Genomic DNA, 12,418 nt, shown 5'->3' with positions numbered 1-12,418 from the left:
GTCGAAAGAAGGGTGGTAACGGCCTTGGGCTGGCAATTGCCAAGCGGCTGGTCGAAGGCTACCATGGGACGATTAGCTTGGAGAGTTCGCTCGGTTATGGGTCGATTTTCCGGGTAACCTTACCGATTGTTGAAGCAGAATAAATAATTTTAACAGCAAAAAAGACCGTCACTTCAATGACGGTCCTTTTTTGTCTTGTTTATTCGTTTTCATCAGGAACTGCTGATAAGCGGTTATGGGTAACAATTGCTCCAATAATTGTAGTCAGTAGTTCGGTTACTGGTACTGCAGCCCAGACACCCTTAATGCCCAGGGTAAAGCCGAGCAAGACGATCATTGGTAAGAGAATAATGTAACCCCGCAAGAGTGATAGGGAAAATGATGTGCTAGCGGCGTTAATCGCTGTGAGAAAAAGAATTAGCAAGAGGTTGATAGCGGTAAAAATAGTACTACTGAAGTAAATTGGCAACCCCGCAGTGGCATATCTCATCATAATGGCTTGATGATGGCTATTAAAAATTGAAGCTACCGGCGTCCGAAAAACAGTTAGAACAATAAAAGCAGCAATAGCGATAATGACGGTAATTTTTAACCCATACTTCAGTGCACGCCGGACATTATGAAAATGATGGATACCATACTCGCGGCTGGCAATAGGTTGCACGCCTAATGCTACCCCGTTGGCAATGGCAACAGTTACGATGGCAATATTAGAAATGACACCGTAGGCCGCAATTGCGTAGTTGCCGCCTAGCTTGAGGAGGACAATATTGAAAACGTAAATGCTGACACCAGTACTTAGTTCGTTCAAAAAAGCGGCAGTGCCCAAGCGAGCGGCGTGACCAATGGTCGATAACCGTGGCAAAACCCAGTGCCAGTGGAGGTGGCGATTTGCAAAATGACGGTGACGGGTTAGGACGCATAGCGAACATAACGGTGAAAAAATACCAGCTAGTGCTGCCCCCTCCATGTGAAGACCAAGACCAAAAATCAGCAACCAGTCAACAACCACTACGCTACTGGTATCGATAAGGGTAGCCATCATTGTTAATGTGGGGTTACCATCATTGCGGATGAAGTTAATTGAGACGTAATTGCAAATGGTAAAAGGAGCACCAAAGGCAAGAATCCGCACATAAGGAATTGCCATTGGAATCGTCTGGGCATCGGCACCGAGAATTGCTAGCAAGGGGTGGATGAAAATATTGATCCCCAGGGCAATTAGGAAGCCAATCGTGACAGCAAAGATAATGATTTCGCTGTATAGTGATTCAACCCGTTCCGGATGGCTAATCTTATTGAGCGAGTAGTAGGCGGCCCCACCAACTCCCAGCAGCATCCCCAGACAGTTGAATAAGCTGAAGAGGGGTAAGGAGAGGTTAAGGACTGCCATCCCGATTGACCCACCAGTCATCGAAATAAAAATCGTGTCAATCAGGATATAAATGGATAGGCCAACGGAAGCTGCAATATTCCGTTTAATGTAGTGGTTGAGCTCTTTAGTCAGGTTCATTCTGTCACCGCCATAAAATAAACATATTCAGATAATTTTACCAGCGGGATTGGTCGACCGTCAATCACTGTTTAAAGGCTCAATTTTCAACTTGAAAAACCTTTTTGCTGTAATTATCGCAAATTCTTTTTGGGTTAATAGCTAAGTAATACTGATGGAAGCTTTTTCTAGAAAATCGTCGTATTGAACTTTTAAAGGTGATTGCTTATTTGGTGACTGAATAAATTCTTTCAATAAAGCTGTTCGCGGATGGTTCGAAGATAGAATTTCATCTATTAGAGTATGGTTACTGTTAGTTAGTACCACGTTGATCAATCACCAACGGCTAAAGTCAGTAGTTTGTGAACGGAACCCTCTTCTTATGAACACTTTAGGTAACATGAGTAAAGACGTAGTAGAAAAATATATCAAAGATCAAAAAATAACGGGGAGCAAAAGAAAAAGTGTCTTAATGAAAGCGTTGAGGGACATATCCATCCCATGACTAAAGTCGCATGATTTCTGGCTGTGTATCATTAAAGTATGTTATAATGTTTAAAACAATTTAAAAGAATTTAAAAATAAATAGACTATTTAAAAGAATTTAAAAGAGGGTGTTAACATTGACTAATCCTTTTAACCCAACATTTGGGGATGTTCCAAAGATTTATTTTGATACTGAAAATAAAGTTAAAAAATTAGTACAAACTATCCAACAAAGTGAATTTGCTCGTTCCTTTTTTATCACTGGTGTTCGTGGCTCAGGAAAAACATCCTTTATGACTCAGGTAGAGCATTTATTGCAACAGGATGAGCGTTGTATTTGTATTGATTTAATTAATGATGAAAGTTTATTAACAAGTTTTATTCAGCAACTTAGTGCTGCGAGTCAAACGACAACGCAACGTTTATTTAAAAAAGTGGGTTTAAGTTCAGTTAATATTGGTCAAGTTGGGGTTGAGTTTAACTTTTCGGCTAACCAAGGAAATCAAACCGCTAATGTTGCCCGAGAATTAATGATCAAGATCCAAGAACATAAAAGATATGTAGTTGTAGCAATTGATGAAATCGATAATAGCAAATTAGTACGTAGTTTTGCTCAAGTCTTTAATGAACTAAAACGCCAAGGACTGCCTATAATTGTTTTAATGACTGGTCTGCCCGATTTAGTGTTAGATATTCAGAATGATAAAAAACTAACTTTCTTACTTCGTTCAGAAAAGATAAATATGGCTCCTCTACAGCAAGGAAATATGTTATTGGCTTACAAACAAACCTTTAACACGACTACAGCTATTGCCTCAAAGATGGTTCGGCTTGTGCAGGGGTATTCTTATGCTTTTCAATTATTGGGATATTTAGCGTATAATCAATGGGATCAGTCTCAATCTTTTGGTTTGTTAACTTTAAAAGAAATAGTACTAGAATATCAACTAGAACTATTTGATAATGCGTATCAAAAGATTTTTATGGACTTATCGCAAGTTGATAAGCAATATTTGGTGGCGGTGCGCAATGGACAGAGTTTATCTAAAGTGGCTCAATTGATGGGAGTAACCCCACAATACACCGCTCAGTACAGACGACGTGCATTAGCTCGACATTTAATTGTACCAGCAGGGAGAGGAATAGTTAGGTATACGCTACCGCTATTTGATAAGTTCCTTGACGCAACTCAATCACCAGATTCAATTTATTACGATGAAGTTTAATTGATAGGTTAAGTGTAAGAAAAAAGCGTAGCCGCTGTTAGTGGCTTTGACATAAGCCCCTTTATCTATACTAAAAGTTAACAGGCGGTACAACAATGGTTCCTAACGTTCTGGTAAGCCGAACGCTAGGGGCCTATTGTTGCTTCCTTGACCTAATAACCGAAGTGAACGTGAAGAAGAATACTATTTAAGAACAGCTCTATATAAGGATTCCATCGCAGTGGTCAATTTCGTGCTGGACAATTTCGGCCACCCACCCACTCAGCGGCAGGGTCACCTGTTGCCAATCCTGGTTGAGAAAGCGGACGGTAATGTTCTTGAAGCGGCGGGTTGGCCGTTGTCCCGTCAAGGAGAGACAGCCCTCCATAGTCTGGTAGGGATTGCTTTTGGCAATCATTTGCGGGTTGATCATCACCACGTTAGTCATGCCCATTGTTACAACAATGATTCGCTTCCGCTGGCCAATCATGTTAGCGGCCATTCCTACACAGTTCTGACGGTGAGCGACAAGGGTATCAAGGAGGTCCTGGGCAATCGGGAGGTCCTGGCGAGTTGCAGTCTGGGAAGGTTGGCTTAATTGTTTTTGGTCATGGGTAATTGGTTTAATCATATTATTTACTCCTCAAATAAAGAAGGACCCGGTGGTAACGGGTCCTGATAATTATTATTTTTGATGATGGTGGTGCTGTTTACCAGCGTTTAACGAACGCAGGTCGGGATGTGGCTGGTCGTTTTTGAGCTGGTCAACATTTTGTTGGTGGGCAGACGGCTGAGTTGGCTCGCTTGTGACGACCTTTTTAACGGGGTGTGCCGCTGCTTCTTTTTTCACCCGTTCCTTTAACCGTGGCCGGTAGGCGTTAATGAAGATGGTTTGGATGATAGCGAAGATTCCACCAATCAGGAAGTAAAAGCCCAACCCGGCAGAAGCCGAAATAGAGATAAATAAGATCATGATGGGACTGAGCATCATTGCAAAGCCCATCTGCTTACGCTGAGCTTTCGGGGTTCCCATCATCATCAGCCATGATTGGGCCAGGTAGACCACAAAGGCCAGGATGGCAACAATCATACTTGGCTTGCCCAGTGCCACGCCAAAGAAGGTGGCTTTTGCTAGGTCTGGCGAGTAGCGAATGGCATCATAGAGCCCGGTAAACACAGGGATTTGGATCAACAATGGTAAGATCCCGATGCCACCGGTTAAACTAATGTTGTTATCCCGGTAGAGCTGCATCATTTGGGCACTGATGGCAGCTTGCTCTTCCTGGCTCTTAGCGGCCTTCATTTTCCGCTGAATTTCCCGCATTTGTGGTTGAATCATGCTCAACCGTTCCTGACTGAGCGTACTCTTCTTCATTTGGTCAATCATCAGTGGCAGCAGGATTAAACGGACAATCACCACGATGGCCACCAGGGCCCAACCATAATTGCCGTTAAACATTTTGGCAAACCATTCCATCAGGTGCATCATTGGCAACCCAAAGTAGTGGTAGATAAAACCGTGCGGGTGACCATTACTCTGCTTGCCGCATCCTGCTAGCAGCAGTGGCAAGACTAACAACAGTCCAAAAATGGACAGGTGACGTTTATTTTTCACAATGAATTCCTCTTTTATTGTCAATAGTAGCTAATATCATACCTTATTCAGCGCCTGATTGCTACCATCGTGTTAGAAACGGACAGTAAAGTCTGAAAAGTGTTCTAATGGTGCGGGCTGAACATCAACGTGGTCCACCCGGGCGTAAGGGGTCGGTCCGTCACACATCTTTTGGATAAAGGACTTGACGACTGCCGGGTCGCCCTGGACGGCGACAAAGACGCTCCCGTCGACGCGGTTGGCAACGTAACCGGTGAGTCCCATGTCACGAGCAACCATCAAGGTCGATCCGCGGAAGCCCACGCCCTGAACCCGGCCAGTAATAACTAAGTGGTAATTAACCATGGCTTAAATCCTCTCTATTGATTGGTCTGAAAATGGTATAATGAGCGACTGAGGTGAAGATCATGCAAGAACAGCTAACATCAATTCATAACCAGCACGTAAAGAACTGGAAAAAATTACAAAATAAGCGATTTCGTCGGCAAACCGGCTTATACCTATTAGATGGCTGGCACCTGGTGCAAGAAGCACTAAAAGCACATGTCCACGTCAGTCAGCTAATCGGAACTGCAGACGAACTGCAGCAACACAGTGATATTGTATCACTGGTCGACGAGGTTTATGAAGTAATACCGGCAATTATGCGCCACATTACGCCGACGGTGACTCCCCAGGGAATTGCGGCGGTGGCAGACCTGCCGCAGACCCATTACCGGCCGCAAGAAATCCGTGGGGCTTGGCTGATGTTGGATGGGGTGCAAGACCCTGGTAACGTTGGAACGATGGTCAGAACTGCTGATGCTGCTGGCTTTACTGGCGTGGTCGTTAACGAGAAAACGGCCGACCTGTATAGCCCGAAGGTTGTCCGTTCCATGCAGGGCAGTCAGTTCCACTTATTGCTGGTCAACGGGGACCTGCGCAAGTGGGTTGCGGACTTCCAGCAGGCCGGTGCACCGGTTTATGGTACCCAACTAAACCCGCAGGCGAAGAACTACCGTGATGTCCATCCGGGTGAAACCTTTGCTTTGATCATGGGTAACGAAGGCAACGGGATGTCGGCCGATTTACTGAAGAGGACCGATGAGAACCTCTACATCCCCATGAAGGGCGCGGCCGAATCATTGAACGTGGCTGTCTCAGCGGGAATTTTAATGTTTACCCTGAAACAATAACGAAGTGATTACTAGCATTTCGTTATGCGAACTTGTGGCATAATGCTATAATAAAGTAAGTAAAACCATTCAACAACGTAGCAGGTCGACGTGATTAAAGGAGGTCGGCACTTTAAATGAAGAGTAAAGACGAATGGCGTCATGATCCTGAGTATTTGTCGATTGTCGAAGACTTATTAGCGCAACCGGCGGTCAAGAAGCTGGCCAATTATACCCAGCACCACCATTCTAACCGGTTGCAGCACTCAATTGCGGTGTCGTATGACAGTTACCGGATTGCTCGCAAACTTCATTTGGATTACCGGAGTACTGCCCGCGCCGGGCTCTTACACGATATGTTTTATTATGACTGGCGGACAACCAAGTTTGACCTGGGGACCCATGCCTTTATCCATCCCCGGGTTGCCTTGCGCAATGCGGAGAAGATCACCGTGTTGAATAAGAAAGAAAAGGACATCATCTTAAAGCACATGTTTGGGGCAACGATGGCGGTGCCGCGTTATCCAGAAAGTCTGATTGTGTCCTTAGTTGATGACTACGAAGCAGAACACGAGTTTTTCGGCCCGTTACGGCGGATGGTTGAAGTTCAAATGAGCAAGTTAAAGCATAAGCGTCACCAGAGGGGGAGATTAAATGGCAGGCACAGTAATGAATGATGATAATTTTTCGCTCTGTCCGCGTTTTGCCCACACCTTTACCATTCTGGGTAAGAAGTGGAACGGGCTGATTATCGAAGTCCTGTTAAACGAAAATACGCAGCGTTTTAAGGACTTGGCGGCCCACGTCAGCGAATGCAGTGACCGGGTCCTCTGCGAACGGCTGAAGGAGCTGGAAGCGGACGGAATTGTCTCTCGTAACACCTACCCGGGCGAAAGCCGGGTTGACTACTCGTTGACGGCTGAGGGACGGGACTTAGCACCAGTAATGCAGGCCGTCCACCAGTGGAGTGATAAGTATTGCCAAGCCAATTAATTTTAGGGCTTGACCGCCAACTTCGCCAAGCCTAAAATGGACTTATCAAGAAAAACGTTGATGAAAGCTAGTAATTTTCTCGTTTTGGCAGGGAAGGACAATCACTGACTGCAAGTTGTCCGCTTAACGAGGACGTGAATTTCACTTTCGGAGTGGGAATTAATAATTCTCCGGTAAATGGCCGTTATCCATTTTGAGCGTGCGGAAAAGATCCGCAAACTAGGGTGGTACCGCGAACACTTCGTCCCTTTCGGACGGGGTGTTTTTTTATTACCCGTAACTGTAAGGAGGAATTGCCATGGGCATGAAAGAAAAGTTAGCCGAACTGCGTCAGCAGGGGCTAGAAGCAATTGAAAACAGCCAAGACCTGGATAAGATTAACCAGGCCCGGGTAAAGTGGCTAGGAAAAAAGGGACCATTGACCCAGATTCTGCGGGGAATGCGCGACCTGTCGCCAGAGGAACGGCCGGCAGTTGGTAAGTATGCTAACGACGTGCGTCAGGACCTTCAACAGGCGCTCCAACAACGTAAGCTGGAAATGGAAAAAGAACTGCTGAACGCCAAGCTAATGGCCGAAACCGTCGATGTTACCCTGCCAGGTACGCCGGTTGCCCAGGGCCAACCCCACGTTATCCAGCAGATCATTGACCAGTTAACCCGCTTGTTTGTCGGGATGGGCTATGAAGTGGCTACTGGTCCGGAAGTCGAAGAAGAAGAATATAACTTTGAAAAACTGAACCTGCCAAAGGATCACCCGGCCCGCGATATGCAGGATACCTTCTACATCACTCCCCAAATCCTGATGCGGACGCAAACCTCGCCAATGCAGGCCCGGATGATGGAAAAGCACGACTTTAGCAAGGGCCCGCTGAAGATGATTTCACCGGGGAAGGTTTACCGCCGTGATACCGACGATGCCACCCACAGCCACCAGTTCCATCAGCTAGAAGGGTTAGTAGTAGGGGAACACGTGACAATGGCCGACTTGCGGGGAACCCTGCAGGCGGTTGGTCGTAACCTCTTCGGTGACCAGCTCAATGTTCGTCTGCGGCCAAGTTACTTTCCCTTTACCGAACCATCAGTAGAAGCGGACGTCACCTGCTTTAACTGTCTCGGTAAGGGTTGTGAGATTTGTAAGGGTACCGGCTGGATTGAATGTTTAGGTGCCGGCATGGTTCACCCCAACGTCCTCAAGATGTCTGGCGTGGATCCGGAGAAGTACGGTGGCTTTGCCTTTGGCTTGGGCCCTGACCGGTTTGCGATGCTGAAGTATGGGGTCACTGATATTCGTGACTTCTACCTCAACGATATGCGTTTCTTAACTCAGTTTGACGAGAAAGGATAGGGTACGATGAAAGTTTCATACAATTGGCTTGACCAATATCTTGATTTAAGAGCAAATAAGGTTGACCCGCACGAACTGGCCAACAAGATCGTCCTGCAGTCAGTGGACCTTAACGGTACCTACTCGCCAGCTGACGGCTTAAAGAAGCTGGTGGTCGGTTACGTGGCAGATGTTCAACCACACCCGAACTCCGACCACTTGCACATCTGTCAGGTCCAAGTGGGAGCAGACCAGACCGTCCAAATCGTCTGCGGGGCGCCAAATGTTGTTGCCGGCAAGAAGGTTATCGTTGCCTTGCACGGGGCACGAATTGCCGATAACGTGAAGATTAAGCGCGGCAAAATCCGCGGTGAAGAGTCCGACGGGATGCTGTGTGCTCTCCAGGAAATCGGCTTCTCCGATAAGGTGGCCCCCAAGGATTACGACGAGGGAATCTGGTTTTTGCCGGATGACGCCAAGGTTGGTGAACCAGTCTACTCCTACCTCGGCATGGACGACTTCATTATCGATACCGACCTGACGCCCAACCGGGGCGATATGCTGAGCATTTACGGCAACGTTAATGACGTTGCTGCCATTCTTCATTTGAAGAAGCACTTTACGACCCACGACTGTTCAGAAGACCTGGATCAGCAAACCAGCGACCTGGTCAACGTCAAGATTGATGATTCCAAGATGGTTCCGGCTTACGAGATGCGGGTCATCAAAGACGTCAAGGTGGCCGACAGTCCGCTCTGGATGCAGATCAAGCTGTGGAATGCCGGTGTGCGGCCAGTGAACAACGTGGTCGACGTGACGAACTACATTATGCTCAAGTACGGGCAGCCGCTGCACAGTTTCGACTACGATAAGCTGCCAAGCACGGACATCAGCGTCCAACACCCGGCGGATGGCGCTAAGTTTACTACTCTGGATGGCGAAGAACGTGAGTTGAAGGCCAGCGATATCATGGTGATGGCTGGTCAGACACCAATTGCCTTGGCCGGGACCATGGGAGGGCAGGAGACCGCCGTTGACGATCACACGACCACTGTTGCCCTTGAATCAGCGATTTTTGATCCGGTGATGGTAAGAAAGCAGGCCCACCGTCTCAACCTCCATAGTGAAGCTTCGATGCGCTTTGAACGGGGCGTAAACCCGGAGACGGTACAAACGGCACTCAACGAAGCGGCTTACTGGCTCCAACAATTAGCTGGCGGCAAGGTTGCCTCCGGCGTCGTTGTTGGTCAGCAACCGGACGTTTCGACCACCCCTGTAACGATTTCGATTAAGAAGACCAACGAGGTACTCGGACTGCAACTCACCATGGACGAAGTCGTTGCCATCATGGAGCGGTTGGACTTTGCCGTAACACAATTGTCTGACGACCAGCTGAAAGTCGACGTCCCGGCCCGGCGGTGGGACATTTCCATTCCGGCTGACCTCTACGAGGAAATTGCCCGGCTGTACGGTTACGAAAAAATTCCGGCAACCCTGCCGACGATGACGCGGACGAGTGGCGGCTTGACGAAGAAGCAGCGCTTTGAAGCGGCCAGCCGGCTGGTTATGCAGGCGTGCGGCCTCAACCAGGCGATCAGTTATTCGCTGACAACCAAGGAACGGGCAACGCAGTTCACGATTGAACAGCCAGTTGACCCCCTGATGCTGGACTACCCGATGAGCACTGACCACGTTGCCGGTCGGGAAAGCATTGTTAGTGGACTGCTGAACGACGTGGCCTACAATACCGCCCGTAAGGTGGCTAACGTGGCGCTCTACGAAACCGGGCGGGTCTTTATCCCGGCTGGCAAGCCGCAACCACGAGAAGAGACCCACTTGGCAGGGGTTCTCTGTGGCCAATTGCGGGCTGACAACTGGCACGACAAGAACAAGGCCGTCGACTTCTTTACGATGAAGGGGATTGTCGCCCAATACCTGAAGAACGCTGCCTTGGCTGGCAAGGTGACCTACGTTGCTAACCATCACCGCGACGGGATGCACCCGGGACGGACTGCCGATATTTATCTGGATGATCAACGGATTGGCTATGTTGGCCAGGTTCACCCGACAGCGGCAGCGCAGTATAAGATTCCCGAAACATTCGTTTTTGAACTGAATGAGGACCTGATCTTTGCCGCGAAGAAGCGTGACCGTCATTACCGGGTAATTAGCCGTTACCCATCAATTACCCGTGATATTGCCCTCCTGCTACCAAATGACGTGACTAACCAGCAGGTGGTTGACGTTATTAATCAAAAGGGTGGTGCCTTCCTGCGTCAAGTTCACCTCTTTGACGTCTACGAAGGCCTTCACTTGCCGAAGGGGATGCGGTCACTGGCTTATACCTTAACCTTCCTGGACAACGATGGCACCCTGAAGGAAGACCAGGTCAACCAAGCGATGGCAAAGGTTGAAAAGGCGTTGACCACGCAGTTTAACGCCAAGGTGCGGTAGTGAAACTAAAGCACTTTTCACCGACCCAGCTACGTAGACAAAACCGAATTGTACTGGTGGTGATCGTCATCATGGTGGCGGCCGCCTTAACGGTTCGCCAGGTTTTTGACCACAGTTTGCACCCGGTGGATCCCACAGACCACCAGCGAGTGGAGGTCGTGATCCCGCGGGGCGCGACTGACAAGCAGGTTGCGACCAGGTTGAAGGACAAAGGATTAATCAGAAGCGCACTGGTTTTCGACTATTATCTGCAAACCCATAAGTCAGATGGGGTGAAAGCGGGACGGTTTGTGCTGCGGCGTTCCATGTCAACGCCACAGCTCGTCTCACGACTGCAAAAGACGCACTACGCACATCATCGATAAAGAAGAGGGATAACAATGACAAACGAAAAAAAGCGTCCGGTAATCATCGGGGTTACTGGTGGTTCCGGAAGCGGGAAGACGACCGTTGCTAAGGCCATCTACGACCGTCTTCATGGTAATTCAATTATGATTATCAACCAGGACACTTACTACAATGACCAGTCAGAGATGACGATGGCCGAGCGGAAGGCGGTTAACTATGACCACCCACTGGCCTTTGATAATGACTTAATGTACAAGCAGCTCCACGACCTGCGAAACGGTAAGTCCATTGAAATGCCGGTTTACAATTATGCTGAGTTTAATCGAACTAAGGAAACCATTCACACCGAACCGCAAGATGTGATCATCATTGAAGGGATTTTAATCCTCTATGACCAGCGACTGCGCGACTTGATGGACATTAAGGTCTACGTTGATACAGATGATGACATCCGGATTATCCGGCGCATTCAGCGGGACATGCAGGAACGTGGCCGGTCACTCGATTCAATTATTACCCAGTACCAGAAAACGGTGAAGCCAATGTACCACCAGTTCGTTGAACCGACCAAGCGTTACGCTGACATCATTGTGCCGGAAGGTGGGCAAAACAAGGTGGCCATTGATCTCTTATCAACCAAGGTCAAGGACATTCTGGTTCAACGGGGACACAGCGAACTGAACAACTAAGCAGTCCGCCTATTTACTTTCTGACCAGTTAATGTTAATGTTGCAACTGTTGAACTAACTATGAAGGAGTGTTAACCAATGGCTGAGGAAAAAAGTTTTCCGATGACGGCGGAAGGGAAACAGAAGCTCGAACAAGAGCTGGAAGACCTTCAACTAAAGCGTCGTCCAGAGGTCATCAAACGGATTAAAATTGCGCGGAGTTACGGGGACTTATCTGAAAATTCCGAGTACGAATCCGCAAAGGACGAGCAAGCATTTGTCGAAGGCCGGATTTCCCAAATCCAAAACATGCTGCAGTATGCGGTAATTATTGATAACGAAGACGTCGACAAGGATGAAGTCACGATGGGGCGGACCATTACTTTCCAGGAACTGCCTGATGAAGACCCTGAGACTTACCAAATTGTCGGCGAATCCGAGTCGGATCCGCTCAACGGCAAGATTTCTAACGATTCACCAATGGCCAAGGGACTGATTGGCCACAAGGTTGGTGAAGAGGTTGAGATTGATATTCCAAGCGGCAAGATGAAAGTTAAAATTTTGAAGGTTGAATAAGCCGAATACACAAAAAGGCCGGATGCGTGAAGTGCCCTACAATTGTTAGACAAAATTGTCTAATGATTGTGGGGTATTTTTTATGACCAAATATAGCTCAGCA

14 protein-coding genes are annotated in these 12,418 nt (G+C 47.8%); 10 read left to right on the top strand and 4 right to left on the bottom strand.

Going from position 1 to position 12,418, the window contains the following annotated elements:
• Positions 1-143, top strand: a 143-nt coding sequence (locus Q0E49_RS06960; RefSeq protein WP_295747412.1) for an ATP-binding protein, incomplete at its 5' end; no start/stop codon positions are given.
• Positions 144-199: 56 nt separating this feature from the next.
• Here the strand turns inward: Q0E49_RS06960 and Q0E49_RS06955 are convergent.
• Complete coding sequence (locus Q0E49_RS06955; RefSeq protein WP_295747410.1) at positions 200-1,513, bottom strand: MATE family efflux transporter; 1,314 nt, start codon at positions 1,511-1,513, stop codon at positions 200-202.
• A gap of 593 nt (positions 1,514-2,106) precedes the next feature.
• Between Q0E49_RS06955 and Q0E49_RS06950 the strand changes: the two genes are divergently transcribed.
• Positions 2,107-3,204, top strand: a complete 1,098-nt coding sequence (locus Q0E49_RS06950; protein WP_295747408.1) for an AAA family ATPase — start codon at positions 2,107-2,109, stop codon at positions 3,202-3,204.
• Between the two features lie 199 nt (positions 3,205-3,403).
• On the opposite strand, the gene Q0E49_RS06945 is transcribed toward Q0E49_RS06950, so the two are convergent.
• The 3 genes from Q0E49_RS06945 to Q0E49_RS06935 form a co-directional block, all read right to left on the bottom strand.
• The gene (locus tag Q0E49_RS06945) at positions 3,404-3,814 is read right to left on the bottom strand and encodes a peptide deformylase (protein WP_295747406.1); all 411 of its coding nucleotides are present in this window, start codon (positions 3,812-3,814) and stop codon (positions 3,404-3,406) included.
• A 54-nt stretch (positions 3,815-3,868) separates the two neighbouring features.
• The gene (yidC, locus tag Q0E49_RS06940) at positions 3,869-4,798 is read right to left on the bottom strand and encodes a membrane protein insertase YidC (protein WP_295747404.1); all 930 of its coding nucleotides are present in this window, start codon (positions 4,796-4,798) and stop codon (positions 3,869-3,871) included.
• 72 nt (positions 4,799-4,870) lie between these two features.
• On the bottom strand, positions 4,871-5,143 hold the full coding sequence (locus Q0E49_RS06935; RefSeq protein ID WP_295747403.1) for an acylphosphatase: 273 nt from the start codon (positions 5,141-5,143) through the stop codon (positions 4,871-4,873).
• A gap of 62 nt (positions 5,144-5,205) precedes the next feature.
• Between Q0E49_RS06935 and Q0E49_RS06930 the strand changes: the two genes are divergently transcribed.
• From Q0E49_RS06930 to greA, 8 genes are all read left to right on the top strand, one after another.
• Positions 5,206-5,973 carry an RNA methyltransferase gene (locus Q0E49_RS06930; RefSeq protein ID WP_295747401.1) on the top strand — a complete coding sequence of 256 codons (768 nt, stop codon included), beginning with the start codon at positions 5,206-5,208 and terminating at the stop codon, positions 5,971-5,973.
• 116 nt (positions 5,974-6,089) lie between these two features.
• Complete coding sequence (locus Q0E49_RS06925; RefSeq protein WP_295747399.1) at positions 6,090-6,629, top strand: HD domain-containing protein; 540 nt, start codon at positions 6,090-6,092, stop codon at positions 6,627-6,629.
• Complete coding sequence (locus Q0E49_RS06920) at positions 6,607-6,945, top strand: helix-turn-helix domain-containing protein (protein ID WP_295747397.1); 339 nt, start codon at positions 6,607-6,609, stop codon at positions 6,943-6,945. Before Q0E49_RS06925 ends, Q0E49_RS06920 begins: the two co-directional genes overlap by 23 nt.
• Positions 6,946-7,243: 298 nt before the next feature.
• Positions 7,244-8,290, top strand: coding sequence for a phenylalanine--tRNA ligase subunit alpha (gene pheS / locus Q0E49_RS06915; RefSeq protein WP_295747395.1), 1,047 nt, complete (start codon positions 7,244-7,246; stop codon positions 8,288-8,290).
• A gap of 6 nt (positions 8,291-8,296) precedes the next feature.
• The gene (gene pheT, locus Q0E49_RS06910) at positions 8,297-10,723 is read left to right on the top strand and encodes a phenylalanine--tRNA ligase subunit beta (protein WP_295747393.1); all 2,427 of its coding nucleotides are present in this window, start codon (positions 8,297-8,299) and stop codon (positions 10,721-10,723) included.
• On the top strand, positions 10,723-11,088 hold the full coding sequence (locus Q0E49_RS06905) for an endolytic transglycosylase MltG (protein ID WP_295747391.1): 366 nt from the start codon (positions 10,723-10,725) through the stop codon (positions 11,086-11,088). Before pheT ends, Q0E49_RS06905 begins: the two co-directional genes overlap by 1 nt.
• A 15-nt stretch (positions 11,089-11,103) precedes the next feature.
• Entirely contained in the window at positions 11,104-11,760 is a 657-nt protein-coding gene (gene udk / locus Q0E49_RS06900; RefSeq protein WP_295747389.1) for a uridine kinase, read from the top strand.
• Between the two features lie 78 nt (positions 11,761-11,838).
• Positions 11,839-12,315: a transcription elongation factor GreA gene (greA, locus tag Q0E49_RS06895; protein ID WP_295747387.1), complete on the top strand. Its 477-nt coding sequence runs from the start codon at positions 11,839-11,841 to the stop codon at positions 12,313-12,315.
• Positions 12,316-12,418 lie beyond the last annotated feature (103 nt).

This window comes from uncultured Limosilactobacillus sp., assembly GCF_934202235.1.
In the GTDB taxonomy this organism is placed as follows: domain Bacteria; phylum Bacillota; class Bacilli; order Lactobacillales; family Lactobacillaceae; genus Limosilactobacillus.
The sequence above is the reverse complement of the archived record's forward strand: the minus strand, read 5'-3'. Positions and strand labels throughout refer to the sequence as shown.

Excerpts from the sequence above, each read along its gene's own strand:
- Q0E49_RS06955 (WP_295747410.1), bottom strand. The coding sequence starts at position 1,513 with ATGAACCTGACTAAAGAGCTCAACCACTACATTAAACGGAATATTGCA.
- Q0E49_RS06945 (WP_295747406.1), bottom strand. The coding sequence starts at position 3,814 with ATGATTAAACCAATTACCCATGACCAAAAACAATTAAGCCAACCTTCC.
- Q0E49_RS06935 (WP_295747403.1), bottom strand. The coding sequence starts at position 5,143 with ATGGTTAATTACCACTTAGTTATTACTGGCCGGGTTCAGGGCGTGGGC.
- Q0E49_RS06930 (WP_295747401.1), top strand. The coding sequence starts at position 5,206 with ATGCAAGAACAGCTAACATCAATTCATAACCAGCACGTAAAGAACTGG.
- Q0E49_RS06925 (WP_295747399.1), top strand. The coding sequence starts at position 6,090 with ATGAAGAGTAAAGACGAATGGCGTCATGATCCTGAGTATTTGTCGATT.
- Q0E49_RS06920 (WP_295747397.1), top strand. The coding sequence starts at position 6,607 with ATGGCAGGCACAGTAATGAATGATGATAATTTTTCGCTCTGTCCGCGT.
- pheS (WP_295747395.1), top strand. The coding sequence starts at position 7,244 with ATGGGCATGAAAGAAAAGTTAGCCGAACTGCGTCAGCAGGGGCTAGAA.
- pheT (WP_295747393.1), top strand. The coding sequence starts at position 8,297 with ATGAAAGTTTCATACAATTGGCTTGACCAATATCTTGATTTAAGAGCA.
- udk (WP_295747389.1), top strand. The coding sequence starts at position 11,104 with ATGACAAACGAAAAAAAGCGTCCGGTAATCATCGGGGTTACTGGTGGT.
- greA (WP_295747387.1), top strand. The coding sequence starts at position 11,839 with ATGGCTGAGGAAAAAAGTTTTCCGATGACGGCGGAAGGGAAACAGAAG.